General features: G+C 72.4%; 17 protein-coding genes and 1 pseudogene. 6 read left to right on the top strand and 12 right to left on the bottom strand.

Going from position 1 to position 19,913, the window contains the following annotated elements; genetic code table 11:
* The first annotated feature begins 282 nt into the window (after positions 1–282).
* The 5 genes from ACFQLX_RS08830 to ACFQLX_RS08810 all read left to right on the top strand — a co-directional run bounded on the left by ACFQLX_RS08830 (position 283) and on the right by ACFQLX_RS08810 (position 5,448).
* Positions 283–750, top strand: a complete 468-nt coding sequence (locus ACFQLX_RS08830) for an Lrp/AsnC family transcriptional regulator (protein WP_386413585.1) — start codon at positions 283–285, stop codon at positions 748–750.
* Positions 735–2,114 (top strand): aspartate aminotransferase family protein, encoded by a 1,380-nt coding sequence (locus ACFQLX_RS08825; RefSeq protein ID WP_386413584.1) that lies wholly within the window; start codon positions 735–737, stop codon positions 2,112–2,114. The genes ACFQLX_RS08830 and ACFQLX_RS08825 overlap by 16 nt, the downstream gene beginning before the upstream one ends.
* A gap of 273 nt (positions 2,115–2,387) precedes the next feature.
* Positions 2,388–3,131, top strand: a complete 744-nt coding sequence (locus ACFQLX_RS08820) for an ABC transporter ATP-binding protein (protein WP_386413678.1) — start codon at positions 2,388–2,390, stop codon at positions 3,129–3,131.
* Positions 3,113–4,261, top strand: a complete 1,149-nt coding sequence (locus ACFQLX_RS08815) for a hypothetical protein (protein ID WP_386413583.1) — start codon at positions 3,113–3,115, stop codon at positions 4,259–4,261. Before ACFQLX_RS08820 ends, ACFQLX_RS08815 begins: the two co-directional genes overlap by 19 nt.
* 89 nt (positions 4,262–4,350) lie before the next feature.
* Positions 4,351–5,448, top strand: a complete 1,098-nt coding sequence (locus tag ACFQLX_RS08810) for an LOG family protein (protein ID WP_386413582.1) — start codon at positions 4,351–4,353, stop codon at positions 5,446–5,448.
* A gap of 30 nt (positions 5,449–5,478) precedes the next feature.
* Here the strand turns inward: ACFQLX_RS08810 and ACFQLX_RS08805 are convergent, their stop codons facing one another.
* The 9 genes from ACFQLX_RS08805 to rpsB all read right to left on the bottom strand — a co-directional run bounded on the left by ACFQLX_RS08805 (position 5,479) and on the right by rpsB (position 15,530).
* Positions 5,479–6,510 carry an ABC transporter ATP-binding protein gene (locus ACFQLX_RS08805; RefSeq protein ID WP_386413581.1) on the bottom strand — a complete coding sequence of 344 codons (1,032 nt, stop codon included), beginning with the start codon at positions 6,508–6,510 and terminating at the stop codon, positions 5,479–5,481.
* A 61-nt stretch (positions 6,511–6,571) separates the two neighbouring features.
* Complete coding sequence (locus ACFQLX_RS08800) at positions 6,572–8,245, bottom strand: ABC transporter permease (protein ID WP_386413580.1); 1,674 nt, start codon at positions 8,243–8,245, stop codon at positions 6,572–6,574.
* Entirely contained in the window at positions 8,221–9,312 is a 1,092-nt protein-coding gene (locus ACFQLX_RS08795; RefSeq protein WP_386413579.1) for a thiamine ABC transporter substrate-binding protein, read from the bottom strand. Before ACFQLX_RS08795 ends, ACFQLX_RS08800 begins: the two co-directional genes overlap by 25 nt.
* A 219-nt stretch (positions 9,313–9,531) precedes the next feature.
* Complete coding sequence (rlmN, locus tag ACFQLX_RS08790) at positions 9,532–10,638, bottom strand: dual-specificity RNA methyltransferase RlmN (RefSeq protein ID WP_386413578.1); 1,107 nt, start codon at positions 10,636–10,638, stop codon at positions 9,532–9,534.
* Between the two features lie 118 nt (positions 10,639–10,756).
* Positions 10,757–11,848 carry a phosphatidate cytidylyltransferase gene (locus ACFQLX_RS08785; protein ID WP_386413576.1) on the bottom strand — a complete coding sequence of 364 codons (1,092 nt, stop codon included), beginning with the start codon at positions 11,846–11,848 and terminating at the stop codon, positions 10,757–10,759.
* A gap of 165 nt (positions 11,849–12,013) precedes the next feature.
* Positions 12,014–12,571 carry a ribosome recycling factor gene (gene frr / locus ACFQLX_RS08780; protein ID WP_386413677.1) on the bottom strand — a complete coding sequence of 186 codons (558 nt, stop codon included), beginning with the start codon at positions 12,569–12,571 and terminating at the stop codon, positions 12,014–12,016.
* Positions 12,572–12,698: 127 nt separating this feature from the next.
* The gene (gene pyrH, locus ACFQLX_RS08775) at positions 12,699–13,460 is read right to left on the bottom strand and encodes a UMP kinase (RefSeq protein WP_386413574.1); all 762 of its coding nucleotides are present in this window, start codon (positions 13,458–13,460) and stop codon (positions 12,699–12,701) included.
* Between the two features lie 195 nt (positions 13,461–13,655).
* Positions 13,656–14,492 (bottom strand): translation elongation factor Ts, encoded by an 837-nt coding sequence (tsf, locus tag ACFQLX_RS08770; protein WP_386413573.1) that lies wholly within the window; start codon positions 14,490–14,492, stop codon positions 13,656–13,658.
* A 105-nt stretch (positions 14,493–14,597) separates the two neighbouring features.
* The gene (gene rpsB, locus ACFQLX_RS08765; RefSeq protein ID WP_386413572.1) at positions 14,598–15,530 is read right to left on the bottom strand and encodes a 30S ribosomal protein S2; all 933 of its coding nucleotides are present in this window, start codon (positions 15,528–15,530) and stop codon (positions 14,598–14,600) included.
* A 397-nt stretch (positions 15,531–15,927) separates the two neighbouring features.
* On the opposite strand from rpsB, the pseudogene ACFQLX_RS08760 reads away from it, so the two are divergent.
* A pseudogene (locus ACFQLX_RS08760) lies at positions 15,928–16,461 on the top strand (peptidoglycan DD-metalloendopeptidase family protein); the annotation flags it as partial.
* 173 nt (positions 16,462–16,634) lie between these two features.
* Here ACFQLX_RS08760 and ACFQLX_RS08755 read toward each other — a convergent pair.
* The 3 genes from ACFQLX_RS08755 to dprA all read right to left on the bottom strand — a co-directional run bounded on the left by ACFQLX_RS08755 (position 16,635) and on the right by dprA (position 19,772).
* Complete coding sequence (locus ACFQLX_RS08755; RefSeq protein ID WP_386413675.1) at positions 16,635–17,192, bottom strand: TetR/AcrR family transcriptional regulator; 558 nt, start codon at positions 17,190–17,192, stop codon at positions 16,635–16,637.
* A 319-nt stretch (positions 17,193–17,511) separates the two neighbouring features.
* A complete protein-coding gene (whiG, locus tag ACFQLX_RS08750) occupies positions 17,512–18,348 on the bottom strand; it encodes an RNA polymerase sigma factor WhiG (protein ID WP_386413571.1) in 837 nt (278 codons plus the stop codon).
* 305 nt (positions 18,349–18,653) lie between these two features.
* The gene (gene dprA, locus ACFQLX_RS08745; RefSeq protein WP_386413674.1) at positions 18,654–19,772 is read right to left on the bottom strand and encodes a DNA-processing protein DprA; all 1,119 of its coding nucleotides are present in this window, start codon (positions 19,770–19,772) and stop codon (positions 18,654–18,656) included.
* Positions 19,773–19,913 lie beyond the last annotated feature (141 nt).

Raw genomic sequence — 19,913 nt, 5'->3', positions numbered from 1 at the left:
GTCTGCGAAAGGCAGTCGTGAACCCACCCTAACCTCGGACATTCGCCCGTCAACACGGTCCACCACCGGAAGAACCACGCCCGCGGCGGGCGTCTTCGGGGCGAACGCGGCCATGGGGGCGGCGGGTTGGTGTGGGAACGCCGGTCACGGTCTTCGTACGCACGAGATTGACAGCGAAGAGCGCCTAAAACAAGTGATTCCATTGAATCCGACGCTCCAGGCAACGAATTCAGTCGGGCACGGTCTTGCCAGGAAGCCGCCCGGTGGGGCAGAGTGACGCCCGTGACCCCTCGCGACAAGACCATCTCGTCCCTGGACGTCGTCTCCCGCGCCATCATCGAGCAGCTGCAGGAGGACGGCCGCCGTCCGTACGCGGCCGTCGGCAAGGCCGTCGGCCTCTCCGAGGCGGCGGTGCGCCAGCGCGTCCAGAAGCTCATCGATCAGGGCGTGATGCAGATCGTCGCGGTCACCGATCCCCTCACCGTCGGCTACCACCGGCAGGCGATGATCGGTGTCCACGTCGAGGGCGACCTCGAGCCCATCGCCGACGCACTGGCCTCGATGGCGGAGGTGGACTACGTCGTCCTCACCGCCGGCAGCTTCGACCTCCTCGCGGAGGTCGTCGTGGAGGACGACGACGAGCTGCTGGAAGTCATCAGGCGTATCCGCCTGCTGGCCGGCGTTCGCTCGACCGAGAGCTTCGTCTACCTCAAGCTGCGCAAGCAGACCTATCAATGGGGAGCAAGATAGCCGTGAGCAAGGACCTCAACCGGACCGCTTACGACCACCTGTGGATGCACTTCACGCGGATGTCGTCGTACGCGGAGAACCCCGTGCCGACGATCGTCCGCGGCGAGGGTACGAACATCTACGACAGCAACGGCAAGCGCTACATCGACGGCCTCGCCGGCCTCTTCGTGGTCAACGCCGGCCACGGGCGGCACGAGCTGGCCGAGACGGCGTACAAGCAGGCCCAGGAGCTGGCGTTCTTCCCGATCTGGTCGTACGCCCACCCCGCGGCCATCGAGCTGGCCGAGCGCCTCGCGCACTACGCCCCGGGCGACCTGAACAAGGTCTTCTTCACCACCGGCGGCGGTGAGGCGGTGGAGACCGCCTGGAAGCTGGCGAAGCAGTACCACAAGCTCACCGGCAACCCCGGCAAGTACAAGGTGATATCCCGCGCGGTGGCCTACCACGGCACCCCGCACGGCGCCCTGTCCATCACCGGCCTGCCCGCGCTGAAGACGCCCTTCGAGCCGCTGGTGCCCGGCGCGCTCAAGGTGCCCAACACCAACATCTACCGCGCCCCGATCCACGGCGACGACCCCGAGGCCTACGGCCGCTGGGCCGCCGACCGGATCGAGGAGGCCATCCTCTTCGAGGGCCCCGAGACCGTCGCCGCGGTCGTCCTGGAGCCGGTGCAGAACGCCGGCGGCTGCTTCCCGCCGCCGCCCGGGTACTTCCAGCGGGTCCGCGAGATCTGCGACACGTACAACGTGCTGCTGGTCTCCGACGAGGTCATCTGCGCCTTCGGCCGCCTGGGCACGATGTTCGGCGCCGACAAGTTCGGCTACGTCCCGGACATGATCACCTGCGCCAAGGGCATGACCTCCGGCTACTCCCCCATCGGCGCCTGCATCGTCTCCGACCGCGTCGCCGAGCCCTTCTACGCCAAGGGCAACTCCTTCCCGCACGGCTACACCTTCGGCGGCCACCCGGTCTCCGCGGCGGTGGGCCTGGCCAACCTCGACATCTTCGAGCGCGAGGGCCTCAACCAGCACGTGCTGGACAACGAGGCGGCCTTCCACGGCACGCTGTCGAAGCTGAAGGACCTGCCGATCGTCGGCGACGTGCGCGGCAACGGCTTCTTCTACGGCATCGAGCTGGTGAAGGACCAGGCCACCAAGGAGACCTTCACCGACGAGGAGTCGGAGCGGATCCTGTACGGCTTCGTCTCGAAGAAGCTCTTCGAGAACGGCCTGTACTGCCGCGCCGACGACCGCGGCGACCCGGTCGTCCAGCTGGCGCCGCCGCTGATCGCGGACCAGCAGCTCTTCGACGAGGCGGAGCAGATCCTGCGCGGCGTGCTCGCCGAGGCGTACACGCTTCTCTGAGCCGACCCGTCCCGTCCCGTCCCGACCGCGGACCCGGAGCCGTCACGGCTCCGGGTCCGCGGCGTTTCGCTTCCGACGCCGGACCTCCGCCCTCCGGCGGATAGTCGGATGATCCATATGAGCGGATTACCCCGGCGCGGCGGCGGCACGGAGCCGGCCCCGGGCGCCGCGCGCCCTATCGTGCGCCGGGTGCGAGTGACTCAACTTGTCCGCCGTCGTTCCTCGGGCAGGGGCCGCACGGCCCCGGCCGACGAGGTGAACGAGGTGTACGCGATGGCCGCGACGACTCCGCCCGACAACGACATCCTCTTCTCCCGGTCCCTGCACCACGCCCACGGCGCCACCCGCGCCCTGGGCGGCGTCTCCATCGGTGTGGGCGAGGGCGAGATCCTGGCCGTGACCGGTCCACGGGGGAGCGGCAAGACCACCCTGCTGCGCTGCCTCTCGGGCCAGCTGCGGCCCGACGAGGGCGAGGTGTGGTTCAACAGCGGACCCGTCCACACCCTCTCCACCGCCCAGCGCGAACGGCTGCGGCTGACCCGCTTCGGCTGGATCGGCACCGAGCCGGCCCTGCTGCCCGAGCTGAAGGCGTGGGAGAACGCCGCGCTGCCGCTGCTGCTGGCGGGCGAGTCCCGCCGGCGGGCGCGGCGGGTGGCCGCCGAGTGGCTGGACCGGCTCGACGTGGGGGCCCTGGCGAAGGCCGCGCCCCGTTCCCTCACCCGCGCCCAGGCGCAGCGGGTGGTCATCGCCCGGGCACTGGTCCACGGCCCCGCGGTGGTCTTCGCGGACGAGCCGACGGCCGCGCTGCCGGCCACGGAGGGCGCCCAGGTCCTGCGTACGCTCGTGGCGGCCTGCCGTTCGCACGGGGTGACGGCGGTACTGGCCAGTCATCTGGCGGAGTGCGTGGAGCTGGCCGACCGGAGCCTCGCCCTGGTCGACGGCCGTCCCGCCGCCGCGCTGCCCGCCGCCGCGTACGTCACAGGTGCATCGGGGGCGTCGTGTTCGCTCTCCGTCTAGCGCGCGGCGCGCAGCCGCTGGCCACCGTACGCCGGCTGCTGGTGGCCGTCGCCTCCGCCGGGGTGGGCTTCCTGCTGCTGACGGCGCTGGGGCACGCCTCTGCCGGTCAGCTGCTCTGGTGCGCGGTGCCGATGCTGGCCGCCGTGTGGTTCGCGGTCGCCGTGGCCCGCAGCGACCCGCGCTCCCGGCCGCCCGCGCCGGGGCTGGACGCCGCGGGCTTCGGTCCCGCGTACGCCTCGGTGCTCGCGGCCGTCTCCACGCTGGTCTCCTGCCTGCTCGGCAGCGCGGTGGCGCTGCTGGTCTACCTGCACCTGCGCGGCGAGATCGCCGGACTGCCCTTCGACGGGGCCGCCGCCCGGCTGCTCGGGGCGGGTCCGGCGCGGTACACCCCGCTGCCGCTCGCGGCGGCGCTGACGCTGCTCATCGTGCTGCCGCTGCTGGCCGCGCTGGCCAGTGCGTACAGCCTGCGGCCGGATCGCAAAGCGCCCCCCGCGCGGCCCGCGGACGGCCCGCTGCCGCTGGAGCTGCCCGCCCCCGCGGGGCTGCCGTGGGGCGCCGCGCTGGCGGCGAGCGGGCTGGCGCTGGGGACGTACGGCAGCGGGCTCGGCGCCTCGGCGGCCGCCCTCACGCTGCCGGGCGGTGCGGGGAGGGTGCCGCCCGCGCTGCTCGGCGGCTGGGTCATGATCGCGCTGGGGCTGGTGCTCGCGGGGCCGGGCGTCGCCCATCTCGCCGGACGGGTGCTCGGCTCACTGCGGCCGGGCCCGGTACGCCTCCTCGCCGGGCGGACGCTGCAGCAGGAGTCCCGGGTGATCGGCCATCCGCTCGGCGCGCTGACGGCGGTGGTGGCCGCGGCCCTGGTGGTGCTGCGGCTGCGTGCCGCCGACGGAGGGGCCGACCTGGGGCCGATCGCCGCGACCGGCGCCTGGCTGGTGGTGGCGTGCACGGTGGCGACGGTGCTGCTGACGGCGGGCGAGGCGAGCCGGGAGCGGGCGGGCTCCGCGGCGGCGCTGCGGCGGCTGGGCGCTTCGGCGGCCACGCTGGGCGGCGCGGCGGCGCTGCGGGCGGCGGCGCTGCAGGTGGCGGGGCAGCCGCTGGCGGTGGTCGTCGCGCGGGTGGCTCCGCTGGCGTGACCGGCGTCGCGGTGAGCGGAGTTCGAACAGGTGTGGACGTGGGGCCCGTACCCGGTACGGGCCCCACCGGCCTGTGAGACGGTGGGCGGATGCCCAACTCACCGTACGAGATCGAGACGCTCGCCGAGTTCGACCAGGTCGTGCGGGACGGCGGTTCGCTGTGCGGCTTCCGCGTCCAGTCGGTCGACCTGAGCGGCCGGGTGGAGACGCTGATGGGCGTCGACGTGCACGGCGCGGTCTTCCTGGGCTGCGCGATGCCGTGGGAGGCGGAGTACCGGGTGCAGTCGGCCGGTGCGCTGGTCTTCCCCGTCGTCCCCGACCTCCCCTTCGACCCCTACCGGGGCTCCCTCTACACGCCCGAGGAGCTGTTCGCGGGGCTGGCCGGCGGGTACGCGGGCACGCCCGACGCGCGTACGTACGCCTGGTTCGAGCGTACGAAGGCGGAGCACGACATCTTCGCGGCCGTGGTGCGCGGGATGCACGACGAGTCGATGTCCAACGTGCTGGACGAGGCGATCCGCGGCGCCCGCGTGGTGGGCGTGATGGGCGGCCACGCGCTGGGGCGCGGGCGCCCGGACTACCTGGCGGCGGCCGGGTTGGGGCGGACACTGGCCCGCGCCGGGTACACGGTCGCCACCGGCGGCGGACCGGGCGCGATGGAGGCGGCCAACCTGGGCGCGTACGCGGCCCCGTTCCAGGACGCGATGCTGCCGGAGGCGGCGGAGCTGCTCGCGGCGGCGCCCTCCTTCGAGCCCTCGGTCACCGACTGGGCGCGGGCGGCCTTCGCGGTACGGGAGCGCTGGCCGGACGGCGGTTCCTCGGTGGGCATCCCGACCTGGTTCTACGGGCACGAGCCGCCCAACGCATTCGCCTCGCGGATCGCCAAGTACTTCACCAACGCCCTGCGCGAGGACGGCCTGCTGGCCCGTGCCACGGCGGGCGTGGTGTTCCTGCCGGGGGCGGCGGGCACGGTGCAGGAGATCTTCGACGCCTGCACCCCTAACTACTACGGCTCGCGCGGGGAGCCCAGGCCGATGGTGCTGGTGGGCCGCGAGCACTGGACGGAGCGCTTCCCCGCCTGGCAGCTGCTGGGCGCGCTGGCGCGCGGGCGCGCGATGGAGGCGCGGATCGCGCTGGTGGACGAGGTGGCGGAGGTCCCGGACGTGCTGAAGACGCTCGGCGGCTGAGCGGCTGAGCGGCTGCCGGGTGTGCGGCGCTCAGGAGTCGAGCGCCGTCACCTCCGCCGCCAGGAACCGCACCCCCACCCGCGCCCCCGGCTCCGGCGCCGACGCCAGCGGGCACGCCGCCTCCAGCGCGGGGGCGTCCCGGTCCGGACGCAGGTGGACGAGCACGTGGTCGCCGCGGAAGGTGCGCCCCTCGACACGGCAGGGCAGCCCGTCCCGCGGCTCGGTGAGGCGGACGCCGGCCGGGCGGACGAGCAGCGCGCGGGCGCCCTGGGGGGAGCCGGGCGGCAGGGGGACCTCGCCCCAGGGCGTCGTGGCGACCCTCCCGTCCACCGTGACGTCGGCGGCGTCCAGGACGTTGCCGAAGCCCAGGAAACGGGCCACGAAGGCGTCGGCCGGGCGCTGCCAGACCTCGATGGGGGCGCCCGACTGGGCGATGCGCCCCTCGCGCATCACGATCACCCGGTCGGCGAGGGCGAAGGCCTCCCCCTGATCGTGGGTGACGGCCAGGACCGTGGTGCCCAACCGGCCGAAGAGTTCCCTCAGTTCCACCGTGAGCCGCTCGCGCAGGGAGCGGTCGAGCTGCCCCAGCGGCTCGTCCAGCATCAGCAGCTTCGGCCGGGGTGCCAGCGCCCGCGCCAGCGCCACCCGCTGCTGCTCGCCGCCGGAGAGGGTCGCCACGGAGCGCCGGCCGGCGCCGGGCAGGCCGACGAGGTCCAGCAGCTCCGCGACGCGGGCCTCGGCCTCGGTACGCGCCGTGCCGTGCATCCGCAGCCCGAAGGCGATGTTCCCGGCGACGTCGCGCTGCGGGAAGAGCTGGTGGTCCTGGAACATCAGCCCCACCCCCCGGCGGTGCACCGGCACGCCCGCGAGGTCGGCCCCGGCCAGCAGCACCCGGCCCGCCTGCGGCGCCTGCAGCCCGGCCACCACGCGCAGCAGCGTGGACTTGCCGCTGCCGCTGGGCCCCAGGACGCACACCGTCTCGTGCTCGGCGACGTCCAGGGACACCTCGTCGACGGCCCTGCGGTCGCCGAAGCGGACGGTGAGGTGGTCCAGGCGCAGCATCGGTGTTCCTTCACAGCGTCGCAGGGGTCGCGGGGTCGCGGGGGTCGTACGGCAGAGGTGCTCAGAACTCCTCCGCGCGGCTCGGGCGCAGGCGTTCCAGCGCCAGCAGCGCGGCGGCGCAGACCAGCATCAGGATGGTGCTGAGCGCCATCGCCTGGCCGTAGTTGTACTCCCCCGCGCGTCCCAGCAGCCGTGCGACGGCCACCGGCAGCGTGGGGTTGTCGGCGCGGGCGATGAAGACGGTCGCCCCGAACTCGCCCAGCGAGACGGCGAAGGCGAAGCCCGCCGCCACCAGCAGTGCCCGCCGCACCAGCGGGAAGTCGACCTCCCGCCACACCCGCCAGGGCGAGGCCCCCAGTACTGCCGCCGCCTCGCGCAGCCGCCCGTCCACCGCGCGCAGCACCGGCAGCATGGTCCGTATGACGAAGGGGACGCCCACCAGGGCCTGCGCGAGGGGGACCAGGATCCACGCGGAGCGCAGGTCCAGCGGCGGCTTGTCCAGGGCGATCAGGAAGCCGAAGCCGACGGTCACCGCCGAGGTGCCCAGCGGCAGCATCAGCAGCGCGTCGAAGCCGCGCATCAGCGGCCCCGCCCGCCGGGCGACCGCGGCGGCTGCCAGCGAGCCGACGACGACGGCCACGAGGGTGGCGACCGCCGCGTAGGACAGGGAGTTGCCGACGGCCTCCAGCGGCGGCACGGCGAAGGTGCCGTCCGCCTCGCCCAGGCGCCGGTAGAAGCCCGTCCCGTAGCCGTCCGGGGTGGCGAAGGAGCGCTCGACCAGTACGGCGAGCGGCAGGAGCAGCAAGGCGGCGACGGTGGCGAGCACCCCCGCGAGCAGCGCGCGCTCGCCCGCGCCGCGCGGCGGACGCGCGGTCGCCTCGGGCGGGAGGAGGCGCAGGGCGCTCTCGCGCCGGCGCACCGTGCGGGCGTGCACGCCCAGGACGGCGGCGACGGCGGCGAACTGGACCACGCTGAGGACCGCGGCGGCCGGCAGGTCGAGGTAGTCGGCGGTCTGCCGGTAGATCTCCACCTCCAGCGTCGCGTAGTACGGGCCGCCGAGGATCTGCACGACCCCGAAGGAGGTGAAGGTGAAGAGGAAGACCATCAGGGCGGCGGCGGCCACCGCCGGGGCGAGCGCGGGCAGCGTCACCTGCCGCCAGGCGGCGAACCGCCCGGCGCCCAGCACCCGGGCGGCCTCCTCCTGGCGCGGGTCGAGCTGCGCCCACAGGCCGCCGACGGTCCGTACCACCACCGCGTAGTTGAAGAAGACGTGCGCCAGCAGGATCGCCCAGACGCTCGTGTCCAGGCGCACCCCCCACAGCCCGTCCAGCAGCCCGCCGCGCCCGAGCAGCGCCAGGAACGCCGAGCCGACGACGACGGTGGGCAGCACGAACGGCACGGTCACCACGGCGCGCAGCAGCCGCTTGCCGGGGAAGTCCAGGCGGGCGAAGACGTAGGCGCCGGGGAGCGCGATCAGCAGGGTGAGGGCGGTGGAGGCGGCGGCCTGCCAGAGCGTGAACCAAAGCACCTCGCGGACAACCCCGTCGCCGAGCACCGTGCCGAAGCGGTCGAGGTGCCAGCTGCCCCCGTCGCGCAGCCCGCGCAGCACGATCGCGGCGACGGGGTAGGCGAAGAACAGCGCGAAGAACGCGGCCGGCACGGCGACGAGGCCGAGCCGGACCGCGTTCGCGCGGATCGTCGTAGCGCGCGTCACCGTACGACGAGCGAGGTCCACGTCTTGATCCACTGCTCCCGGTTGCGGTCGATCGTCGCCGGCGCCAGGCTCAGCGGCTTGTCGATCGCGGTGCCGTACGTGGTGAACAGCTCCGGCAGCGCGGCGTCCTCGCGGGCCGGGTAGACGAACATGTTGAGCGGCATGTCCTCCTGGAAGGTCCGGCCCAGCATGAAGTCGATGAGCTGCTTGCCGCCCTCCTCGTTCTTCGCACCCGCCAGCAGGCCGGCGAACTCGATCTGCCGGAAGCAGGTGCCGGTGGACACCCCGGTCGGTGCCTCCTTCGGCTGCGGCTTCACGTCCAGGACGCCCGCCGGCGGGCTGGAGGCGTAGGAGACCACCAGCGGGCGGTCGCCCTTTCCGGCGCCGGAGAAGCGGTCGAAGTACGCCTGCTCCCAGCCGTCGACGACCTCGACGCCGTTGGCCTTCAGCTGCTTCCAGTAGTCCTGCCAGCCGTCCTCGCCGTACGCGGCGGCGCTGGCCAGCAGGAAGCCCAGGCCCGGGGAGGAGGTGGCGGCGTTCTCGGTGACCAGCAGGTTCTTGTACTGCGGCTTGACCAGGTCGGCGAAGGTCGCCGGCGGGTCCAGCTTCTTCTTCGCGAAGTAGGCGCGGTCGTAGTTGACGCAGATGTCGCCGAAGTCGACGGGGGTGACGCGGTGTTCGCCCTTGTCGAGCTGGAGCCGCTCGGGGATGGCGGCGAGGTCCTTCGCCTCGTACGGGGTGAAGATGCCGTTCTTCAGGCCCCGCGAGAGGAGGGTGTTGTCGATGCCGAAGAAGACGTCCCCCTGCGGGTTGCCCTTGGACAGGACGGCCTGGTTGACGGCGGAGCCGGCGTCGCTGCCCTTGAGGACCTTGACCTGGTAGCCGCTCTGCTTCTCGAACTCCTTCAGCACGTTCTTGGAGACGGCGAAGGAGTCGTGGGTGACGAGGGTGACGGTCTTCGGCTTCCCCGCTCCGTCGGTGCTCCCGCCGTCGTCGCCGCAGGCGGCGAGGCTGCCGGCGCCGAGCGCTACAGCCAGGGCGGTCACCGCGGTGCGGCGGGCTGTCCGGCCGCCTATCGGAAACTGCATCGTGCTGCCTTCCTGAGCGGGCAGGGAGGCAGCACGAAGAGAGAGGTGTGATCCGAACTTCCTACCCAGAATGACCTGGGCGAGGTTCGAGGGTCTGCGGCCCTGTCCGTGGTGGAACGGGTGTTCCGGGACTATGCCGCACTCTCAGCGCTGCGAGCGCTCCCCTGTCGGTTTGTACGACGAACGATAGCAGCGCCCGTGGCGGGCGCCGCCCACCCGCTACTTCTCCGCCGCCGCCAACTGCCCGCAGGCACCCTCGATCTCCTGCCCGCGGGTGTCGCGGACGGTGACCGGCACCCCGTGCGCCTCCAGGGCGGCGACGAAGGCGCGCTCGTCCTCGGGACGCGAGGCGGTCCACTTGGAGCCGGGGGTGGGGTTGAGGGGGATGAGGTTGACGTGGACGCGGTTGCCCTTGAGCAGCTTGCCCAGCAGGTCGGCGCGCCAGGCCTGGTCGTTGATGTCGCGGATCAGGGCGTATTCGATGGAGACGCGCCGACCGGACCTCTCGGCGTAGTCCCAGGCCGCGTCGAGGACCTCGCGGACCTTCCACCGGGTGTTGACCGGGACCAGCTCGTCGCGCAGCTCGTCGTCGGGAGCGTGCAGGGAGACGGCGAGGCGGCACTTCAGGCCCTCGTCGGCGAAGCGGTTGATGGCCGGGACCAGGCCGACGGTGGAGACGGTGATGCCGCGCTGCGAGAGGCCGAGGCCGTCGGGGGCCGGGTCGGTGATCCGGCGGATGGCGCCCAGGACGCGGTTGTAGTTGGCGAGCGGCTCGCCCATGCCCATGAAGACGATGTTGGACAGCCGCGCGGGCCCCCCGGGCACCTCGCCGTCGCGCAGGGCGCGCACGCCCTCGACGATCTGGTGGACGATCTCGGCGGTGGAGAGGTTGCGGGTCAGCCCCGCCTGGCCGGTGGCGCAGAAGGGGCAGTTCATCCCGCAGCCGGCCTGCGAGCTGATGCACATGGTGACCCGGTCCGGGTAGCGCATCAGCACGGACTCCACGAGGGTGCCGTCGAAGAGCCGCCAGAGCGTCTTGCGGGTGGTGTCGTCGTCGCAGGACAGGTGCCGCACGACGTTCATGATGTCCGGCATCAGCGCCTCGCGCAGCCCCTCGCGGGAGGCGGCGGGGATGTCGGTCCAGTCCGCGGGATCGGTGCTGTAGCGCCCGAAGTAGTGCTGCGACAGCTGTTTGGCCCGAAAGGGCTTCTCCCCCAGCTCGGCGACGGCCTCCTTCCGCTCCTCGGGCGAAAGGTCGGCAAGGTGCCGGGGCGGCTTCTTGGCCCCCCGCGGCACGGCAAAGGTCAGTTCTCCGGGCTTGGGCATGATCCGCCCATTGTCCCACAGCGGCCCCGTCCCGCCCGCCGCGCGCAGGCGGACGTGCATCGGCCCCGGCGGTACGTACCGCCGGGGCCGGGGGCGCGGGTGACGCGTCGGGCGGCGGCTACGTACCCGAGCCGACGAAGACGACCAGCAGGAGCCAGACCACCGGGGCCGTGGGCAGGAGGGAGTCGAGGCGGTCCATGATGCCGCCGTGTCCCGGGAGCAGCGCGCCCATGTCCTTGATGCCCAGGTCCCGCTTGATCATGGACTCGCCGAGGTCGCCCAGCGTCGCGCTCGCCGCGACCGCCAGACCCAGCAGCAGGCCCTGCCACCAGTGCCCGCCGTCGATCAGGAACTGCATGCACAGCGCACCGCCCACCATCGCGAACGACGCCGCGCCCAGCAGCCCCTCGCGGGTCTTGCCGGGGCTGATCCGCGGCGCCAGCTTGTGCTTGCCGAACTTGTAGCCCACGGCGTACGCACCGGTGTCGCTGACCACCGTCAGCACCAGGAAGGTGAACACCCGCCACGAGCCGTCCGTGTCGGCCGCCAGCATCAGCACCACGAAGGTGGCCAGGAAGGGGACGTAGAAAGCGGCGAAGACACCGGCGGTGACATCCCGGAGGTAGTCCTCGGGTGGGTCCGTCATCCGCCAGACCAGCACCGCGAGCGCGGTGAGCGCCATCGCCACCCACGCACCCTCGACGCCGCGCACGTACCCCGCGACGAGCATCGCCACGCCGCCGACGGCGAGCGGAACCAGCGGCGCGTTGACGCCCTTGCGCTCCTTCAGCCGCGAGGTCAGCTCCCACAGCCCGACGACCACGGCCGCGGCCACGACGCCGACGAAGACGGCCTTCACGACGAAGAGCGAGGCGATGATGACCGCACCGAGTCCCAGGCCGACCCCTATGGCCGCCCGCAGGTCACGGCCGCCGCGCTGGCGCTTCGGCTGCTGCGGTGCGGGCTCGCCGGACGGCGCCTCGGGCCGCTCAAAGCCACCGGGCGGCTGCCCGGCACCGCCGGGAGCGCCGTCCGCACCGGGACCGCCGCCGGGCCGATCCGGCTCGTACGGCTGCGGCTGCCCGTCCGGGATGCCGCCGTGCGCCGGTTCCCCGGCCGGGGGGCCCGACATCGCCGCGGGCGCGGGGTCGGGCTCGCTCGGATCCCAGTAACCGGGGCTCTTCGGAGGGCCCCAGGAGGAGTCGTTCAACTGAGGTGTCCCTCTAGTAGCTGTTCCGGTTGACGCTCTGGAGACGCCCGCCGGGCATCGGCCCGTACGGGCGCCGCGGCCCCGGCGCGAGGCCGGACCGCGGCGAACGGGCCGGGCCGGCCGCGGCGGATGGATCGCGCGGCGGTGGCCCGGCCCGTGAGGCCCTCAGACCTCCAGCAGTTCCGCTTCCTTGTGCTTGAGCAGCTCGTCGATCTGCGCCACGTACTTGTGCGTGGTGTCGTCGAGCTCCTTCTCGGCGCGGCGGCCCTCGTCCTCGCCCACCCCGCCGTCCTTGACCAGCTTGTCGATGGTCTCCTTCGCCTTGCGGCGCACGGAGCGGATCGACACCCGGGCGTCCTCGGCCTTGGTCTTGGCGACCTTGATGTACTCCTTGCGGCGCTCCTGCGTCAGCTGGGGGAAGGACACCCGGATGATGCTGCCGTCGTTGGAGGGGTTGACGCCCAGGTCGGAGTCGCGGATCGCCTGCTCGATGTTGCGCAGGGCGCTCTTGTCGAACGGCGTCACGACCGCCATCCGGGGCTCCGGCACCGAGAACGACGCCAGCTGGTTGATGGGCGTCAGGGCGCCGTAGTAGTCGGCGACGATCTTGTTGAACATCGCCGGGTGTGCACGGCCGGTGCGAATGGCGGCGAAGTCCTCCTTCGCGACCACGACGGCCTTCTCCATCTTCTCCTCGGCTTCGAGAAGGGTCTCTTCGATCACCATGTGCTCCTGGTCTCGCGGAGCGCGGACAGCCCGCTCCTGCACGCGTCTCCCCTGCACGGTGTCCGACCGGCAGGGCATTGTCCATCCCCCGGCGGCACGGACCAGGGGTCCGCGCCGGCGGGCTTCAGCTTCGTGGGCTGTCGTCGCTCACGAGCGTGCCGATCTTCTCACCCTTCACGGCGCGGGCGATATTGCCCTCCGTGAGCAGCTCGAAGACGAGGATCGGCAGCGTGTTGTCGCGGCACAGCGTGATGGCGGTGGCATCGGCCACCTTGAGGTCGCGGGTGATGACCTCGCTGTAGTCCAGGGCGTCGAACTTCACCGCGTCCGGGTTCACGCGCGGGTCGGAGTCGTAGACCCCGTCGACGCCGTTCTTGCCCATCAGCAGCATCTCCGCGTCGATCTCCAGCGCACGCTGGGCGGCGGTGGTGTCGGTGGAGAAGTACGGCATGCCCATCCCCGCGCCGAAGATCACGACGCGGCCCTTCTCCAGGTGGCGCACCGCACGCAGCGGGATGTAAGGCTCGGCGACCTGGCCCATCGTGATGGCGGTCTGCACGCGCGAGTCGATGCCCTCCTTCTCCAGGAAGTCCTGGAGGGCGAGGCAGTTCATCACCGTGCCGAGCATGCCCATGTAGTCGGAGCGGGCCCGGTCCATCCCACGCTGCTGCAGCTCGGCGCCGCGGAAGAAGTTGCCGCCGCCGAGCACGACGGCGATCTCGGCGCCGCCGCGGACGACCGCGGCGATCTCGCGCGCCACCGCGTGGACGACGTCGGGGTCCACCCCGAGTCCGGTGCCACCGGAGAAGGCCTCGCCGGAGAGCTTCAGCATGAAGCGCCGCGGCTTGTCCTTCTCGGAGTTGGCGTGGTCCGCTCCGTCATTCATATGGATCTCTCCTCGTGCACAAACCGAGAAGGCCATTGCCTGGGGTCCTCGTCAGACTCCTCGTAGGCAATGGCCTCCTCGTCATTCGGTCGTCGCACCGTCCGTGGCCTTGCGGGCCGCGGCCTTCGGGGTCTGGGCCCCGTCGGGCGCGCCGCCTTCCGACCCTATCGGGTGCCCGGCACCACGCAGGTACGCTCAGGCGCCGACGCGGATCCGGGCGAAGCGCTGCAGCGTGACGCCGGCCTCGTCCAGGACCTTCTGAACGGTCTTCTTGTTGTCGTGCGCGAACGGCTGCTCAAGGACGACGTGCTCCTTGAAGAAGCCGTTGACACGGCCCTCGACGATGCGCGGCAGCGCGGCCTCGGGCTTGCCCTCCTCGCGGGAGGTGGCCTCGGCGACGCGGCGCTCGTTCTCGACGATCTCGGCCGGGACCTCGTCACGCGTGAGGTACTTGGGCGCGAAGGCGGCGATGTGCTGCGCGACGGAGCGGGCGACCTCGGCGTCGGGCTTGTCCAGCTGGACCAGCACGCCGACCTGCGGCGGCAGGTCCGGGGAGGTGCGGTGCATGTACGCGGCCACGTAGCCGTCGGTGAACTGGGCGAAGCGGTCCAGGACGATCTTCTCGCCCAGGTTCGCGTTGGCCTCGTCCACGTACGCCTTGACGGTCTTGCCGGGCTCGATCTCGGAGGCGAGCAGCGCCTCCAGGTCGGCCGGGGAGGTCTCGGCGACGTGCTTGGCGAGGGCCTCGGCGACGGAGACGAACTTGTCGCCCTTGGCGACGAAGTCAGTCTCGCACTTCAGCTCAAGGAGGACGCCGGAGGTGTTGTCCTCGGCGATGAGGGAGACGACGGCACCGTTGGAGGCGTCGCGGCCCTCACGCTTGGCGACACCCTTCTGGCCCTTGACGCGGAGTACCTCGACAGCCTTGTCGACGTCGCCCCCGGCCTCGTCCAGCGCCTTCTTGCAGTCCATCATGCCGGCGCCGGTGAGCTCGCGGAGCTTCTTGACGTCAGCGGCGGTGAAGTTCGCCATGATCTTGGCTTTCTCTCTCGGAAGTCGGATCTACGTTGATCTACGCGGCGGACGGCGGGGGCCTGCGCGACCCCCGCCGTCCTGCCGTGCTCCGGAAGGCCTGGGTCAGGCCTGCTCGCCCTCGGCGGTCTCCTCGACGGCCTCGACGACCGCGCTGTCCGGGGTCTCGACGACCGCGGGGACCTCGACGTCACCGTCGGCGGGGACACCGAGAACGGCGTCGACGGCCTCGGTGGTCGCGGCGGCCTCGGTCTCGGCCTTCTTCTCGCCCTCGAGGAGGTCGCGCTCCCACTCGGCGAGGGGCTCGCCCGCGCCCTTCTCGGCCTTCACGTCGCCCTGCGCGGCACCGGAGCGGGCGATGAGGCCCTCGGCGACGGCGTCGGCGATCACGCGGGTGAGGAGGGTGACGGAGCGGATCGCGTCGTCGTTGCCCGGGATCTTGTAGTCGACCTCGTCGGGGTCGCAGTTGGTGTCGAGGATCGCGACGACCGGGATGCGCAGCTTGCGCGCCTCACCAACGGCGATGTGCTCCTTCTTGGTGTCCACGATCCAGACGGCGCTGGGCACCTTCTGCATGTCGCGGATACCGCCGAGGGTCTTCTCCAGCTTGATCTTCTCGCGGGAGAGGACCAGCAGCTCCTTCTTGGTGAGGCCGGAGGCGGCCACGTCCTCGAAGTCGATCTGCTCAAGCTCCTTGAGGCGCTGCAGACGCTTGTAGACGGTGGAGAAGTTGGTGAGCATGCCGCCCAGCCAGCGCTGGTTGACGTAGGGCATGCCGACGCGGGTGGCCTGCTCCGCGATGGCCTCCTGCGCCTGCTTCTTCGTACCGACGAACATGACGGAGCCGCCGTGCGCGACGGTCTCCTTCACGAACTCGTAGGCGCGGTCGATGTACGACAGCGACTGCAGCAGGTCGATGATGTAAATACCGTTGCGCTCCGTGAAGATGAAACGCTTCATCTTCGGGTTCCAACGGCGGGTCTGGTGCCCGAAGTGGACGCCGCTTTCCAGCAGCTCCCTCATCGTGACGACGGCCATAGCCGTACTCCTCGGTGTACTCGGTTGTCTGCCCTGGCCAGGTCGGCCCGGGCAATGCCTGACGCCCCGGTGACGACGTGCCCTCCCACTGATCGCGGGGAGACCGAGAGTCGCCTTGCCACGGTGTGTGTCGCGCCGGTGGCGGGGCGTGCGAAGTCGACCCGGGTGTCCCAGGTCGCCATCAGAAGTGTACGGGACGGCGGGGAGAGGTTTGACCAGGTGTGCGGGCGGGGGTAGCCGCTCGCCGCGCGGTCGTCCGTGGTGCGGGCGGGGCGGGCCGGTTGGCATCCGTCGGCCCACCCTTCCGGGTGACGGAGTTGTCCCCATCCGTTCACTTGTCCACAGGTTCGCGGCCTGACACCTGGCCGGGCGCGCCTCGTCCGGGAGGCTGGCCCGTATGCGAAATCCATGGAAGGGAAGGGCCGCCCGGCGCCGGAGCGCGGGGGCGGCGGTGCTGGTGCTGCTCGTCGCGCTGGCCGCGCACAGCAGTGCCGCGGCCGAGGCAGGCCGGGGATGGCGGCTCGGGAGGGAGGCGAAGGCTCCGCCGCCGGACGCCGCCGGCCGGGATCGGGCCGCGCGCCCCGGCGACCGCATCGGCCCGGCAGGCGGCCGGGCGTGGCCGGTCGCGGGCCCGGCGGGAGCAAGGCGCCCGGCACTGGGGCGGGGTTTCGAGCCGCCGGCGACTCCGTACGGGGCCGGGCACCGGGGCGTGGACCTGCTTGCCGCGCCCGGGCAGCCGGTCCGGGCGGCCGCGGCGGGGACCGTCTCGTTCGCCGGCCCCGTGGCGGGGCGCCCGGTGGTGTCGATCACACTGGCGGGCGACGGGGAGGCTCCGCTGCGTACGACGTACGAGCCGGTCCGGCCGGTCGTGGCGAAGGGTGACCGCGTCGAGGCGGGGGATGTCGTGGGGTACGTCTCGGCCGTGCCGTCGCACTGCCCGGCGACGTGTGTGCACTGGGGGCTGCGCCGGGGCGGGGCGTATCTGGATCCGCTCGCGCTGCTCCCTGCGTCGATGCTCCGCCGGGGGCCGTCGCGCCTGCTGCCCCTGACGGGGGTCCCCTTCGGCGCTCCCGCCACCGCGCACGCCGTCGGCAGCGGCGGCGTTCAGGGAGTGACGCCGTGGAGGGCGATGGCCACCGCCGTGTCGGCGACGGTCCGCGGATCCTCCGCCGCGCCGGGCCCCGTGCGGCGGACCGCCGCGTCCACCACGCCCTGGAGGAGCTGCGCCGCGAGGCGGGGTTGCGCGTGCCCCAGCTCCGCCAGCGCCTCGACCACCATCGCGACCAGTCCCCCGTGCGCCGCGCGGATCTTCTCGCGTGCTCCCTGGTCCAGCTCACCGGCCGAGATCGCGACCACGGCCCGATGGCGCCGGTCGCCCGCCAGCGCCAGTTGGCCGCGGACGTACGCCTCGACCTTCTGCTGCGGCGTGGAGCGCGCGGCCATCGCGGCCTCGATCTCCGCGGCCCAGAGGGGGAGGTCCACCGCGCACAGCTCCTCGACGACGGCGGCGCGGCTGCGGAAGTACTCGTACACCGAGGAGCGGGCCAGTCCGGTGCGCTCGGCCAGTGCGGGGAAGGTCAGCGCCTCCGTGCCGCCCTCGGAGAGCAGGCGGCGCGCGGCGTCCAGCAGCGCGGCCCGCTGCATGGCGCGGTGCTCGGCCACCGAGGCCGCTCTGATACGTGGCACGGGGTCACTCTAGGTCCTGTCCGGAGTTCCCCGTCGTCCGTGCGAAGCACGGGCGTCGCGGTGGCCGGCGCCTCCCCAAGCTCTTCGAGCAGGGGATACCCCAGCTCTGGACGTGCAGCGCCACAGGTCATGAATGGGGCATCCCCTGCTCAGTGGAGCATCCCTGCTCGAAGCAGCTTGGCGGGGGTCCCCCCTGCTCGAAGAGCTTGGGGGCCCGTGCCGGGCGCCGGGGCGCAGACGGGGAACTCCAGACAGGACCTAGGCCGGTCGGCGAACGGCGGGCCGCCTCACCGGGCTAACCGCCGAACACGGCCAGTTTGGCCCGCAGTTGCAGGACTGACTTGGTGTGGATCTGGCTGACCCGGCTCTCGGTGACGCCGAGGACCTGGCCGATCTCGGCCAGCGTCAGGCCCTCGTAGTAGTAGAGCGTGACGACCGTCTTCTCACGCTCCGGCAGGGTGTTGATGGAGCGGGCGAGGAGCCGGCGCAGTTCGCGGTCCTCGGCGACCTCCACCGGATTGTCCGCGGCGGTGTCCTCCAGTGTGTCCATCAGGCTGAGCCGGTCGCCGCTGTCGGAGCTGACATGCAGCAGCTCCTCCAATGCCACCACGTTGGCCAGGGACAACTGGCTGAAGACGCCGTGCAGTTCCTCCAGGGAGATCCCCATCTCCTCGGCGACCTCCACCTCGGAGGGGCTGCGCCGGAGGGAAGCCTCCAGCGTGCCGTAGGCCCGCTCGACCGCCCGTGCCTTCTGCCGCACCGAGCGGGGGATCCAGTCCAGCGCCCGCAGCTCGTCGATCATCGCGCCGCGGATCCGCGTGATGGCGTAGGTCTCGAACTTGATCGCCCGCTCGGGGTCGAACTTCTCGATCGCGTCGATCAGCCCGAAGACCCCGGAGGAGACGAAGTCCGCCTGCTCGACATTGGACGGCAGGCCGACGCTCACCCGGCCCGCGACGTATTTGACCAGTGGCGAGTAGTGCAGGATCAGCTGCTCGCGGAGTCGGCCGTCACCGGTCTCCTTGTACGTACGCCACAGGACCTCCAGCGAGGTGGGCACGGGGGGACGCGGGGGGCCGCACTGCGCGTCGGATGCCTCCGCGCGGTCGGACCCATGGATGTGCTGGGGCATGCGTCGCCTAGTGCCGTTCTGTTCCGAGGTGCCGCGATCCCGCGTCCCCGGCGCCCTGTCGGGAAAGGCGCCGGGAAGGACGCCGGGAAAACGGAATCCAAGTGAGCGTAGCGTGACGAAGTCGTCGCCGAGTGCGACTGTAGTGTCTTTCCGTGGCCGCAGATTCGTTCCGCTGCCCGCACCTGCGGGTTACCCGAGGCCGGTGCACGGCAGGTGGGCCGGGGGTGCGGGCGGGGGCGGGATGCGAGCGGAGTGCGGTCATCCCCTTCACCCTTTCACCGGAACACCGCAGGTCAAGGAACGCCTCACCACCTGATCGGGTGCTCTGCAGGCGGTGTCGAGAGCCGCCACCTGTCGCCCTGGCGTTCGACGAAGCCAAGAGACAGCAGCTCGTAAAGCCTGCCCAAGGCTTCGTCGCGCTCCGTGCCCGACTCCCGGGCGATCCATGTGGAATCCACAGTCCCCCGACCGGGTAGCACTTCGAGCACCTGTACAGCACCACGGGGCAGCCGGTCGCGCGGGGTGAGCGGCACCCGGTGCGCAGGCGCCAGATCAGCGCCGATCCGGCCGACCAGCTCGACCACCTGGGCCGCCTCGGTGACCACCTCCGCCCCGGTGCGGAGCAGCTCGTGCACCCCCGCCGAGACAGCGGAGGTGACGGGGCCCGGAACGCCCATGGTGATGCGGCCGAGATCACGCGCCTGCCGGGCCGTCGACAGCGAGCCGCTGCGCAGCGCCGCCTCCACGACCACCGTGCCCCGGGTGAGGGCGGCCAGCACCCTGTTGCGCATGATGAAGCGGCTGCGCGTCGGATGCTCGCCCAGGGGCAGCTCGGCGACGAGCAGTCCCTGCTGGGCGAGCCGGTCGATCAGCTCGGCGTTGCCCGAGGGATAGGCGCGGTCCACTCCGCAGGCCAGCACGCCCAGGGTGGCGCCCTGGGCGGCGAGCGCTCCCCGGTGGGCAGCGGCATCGATCCCGTACGCGGCGCCCGAGGCGACGATCCAGCCCGCGCGGGCGAGGGCGGCCGAGAGGGTGGCGGCGACATGGCTGCCGTACTCCGTGCAGGCCCGGGCGCCGACCACGGCGACCGAGCGCAGGGCCCAGAGTCTGAGGTCCGGCCTGCCCCGCACCCACAGGCCCAGCGGCCTGGCGTCGCCCAGGTCGTCCAGCTGGGTCGGCCACTCGCTGTCGCCCGGGCAGACGAAGCGCCCACCGGCCCGCTGGATCCGCTCCAGCTCCCGCCCCGGGTCCCGGGCCCGCTCCCGTGCCCGGGGACTGCCCACGCGGCGCCCCTCGGCGTAGGGCGGCTGCTTCTGCGAGCGCGTCAGGTCCCATGCCACGACCTCCGGCCCGTACTCGCGCACCCAGCGCCCCGCGACCCGGTCGCCCGGCTCGATCAGACAGCTGAGCGCTGCCCGCGCCATCCGCTCCGCGCACCCCGCACCGGTCACGGCACCGGCCGGGCCCGACCGCCCGTACGGCTGCCCGCCGGTCCCATCGCCCGGCAGCGCCTCCACCGCCCCGACTCCCGCCTCTCCCGGCGGCAGGGCGAACAACGTTTCCTC

Origin of the sequence: Streptomyces polyrhachis, assembly GCF_042663125.1 — a bacterium.
GTDB lineage: Bacteria > Actinomycetota > Actinomycetes > Streptomycetales > Streptomycetaceae > Streptomyces > Streptomyces polyrhachii.
Note: the sequence above shows the minus strand (reverse complement) of the source record. Positions and strands in the feature narration are given on the sequence as shown.

Bases quoted from the DNA above. Each gene is read 5' to 3' on its own strand.
- ACFQLX_RS08825 (WP_386413584.1), top strand. From the start codon at position 735: ATGGGGAGCAAGATAGCCGTGAGCAAGGACCTCAACCGGACCGCTTAC.
- ACFQLX_RS08820 (WP_386413678.1), top strand. From the start codon at position 2,388: ATGGCCGCGACGACTCCGCCCGACAACGACATCCTCTTCTCCCGGTCC.
- ACFQLX_RS08810 (WP_386413582.1), top strand. From the start codon at position 4,351: ATGCCCAACTCACCGTACGAGATCGAGACGCTCGCCGAGTTCGACCAG.
- ACFQLX_RS08805 (WP_386413581.1), bottom strand. From the start codon at position 6,510: ATGCTGCGCCTGGACCACCTCACCGTCCGCTTCGGCGACCGCAGGGCC.
- ACFQLX_RS08795 (WP_386413579.1), bottom strand. From the start codon at position 9,312: ATGCAGTTTCCGATAGGCGGCCGGACAGCCCGCCGCACCGCGGTGACC.
- rlmN (WP_386413578.1), bottom strand. From the start codon at position 10,638: ATGCCCAAGCCCGGAGAACTGACCTTTGCCGTGCCGCGGGGGGCCAAG.
- pyrH (WP_386413574.1), bottom strand. From the start codon at position 13,460: ATGAATGACGGAGCGGACCACGCCAACTCCGAGAAGGACAAGCCGCGG.
- tsf (WP_386413573.1), bottom strand. From the start codon at position 14,492: ATGGCGAACTTCACCGCCGCTGACGTCAAGAAGCTCCGCGAGCTCACC.
- rpsB (WP_386413572.1), bottom strand. From the start codon at position 15,530: ATGGCCGTCGTCACGATGAGGGAGCTGCTGGAAAGCGGCGTCCACTTC.
- whiG (WP_386413571.1), bottom strand. From the start codon at position 18,348: ATGCCCCAGCACATCCATGGGTCCGACCGCGCGGAGGCATCCGACGCG.
- dprA (WP_386413674.1), bottom strand. From the start codon at position 19,772: ATGGCGCGGGCAGCGCTCAGCTGTCTGATCGAGCCGGGCGACCGGGTC.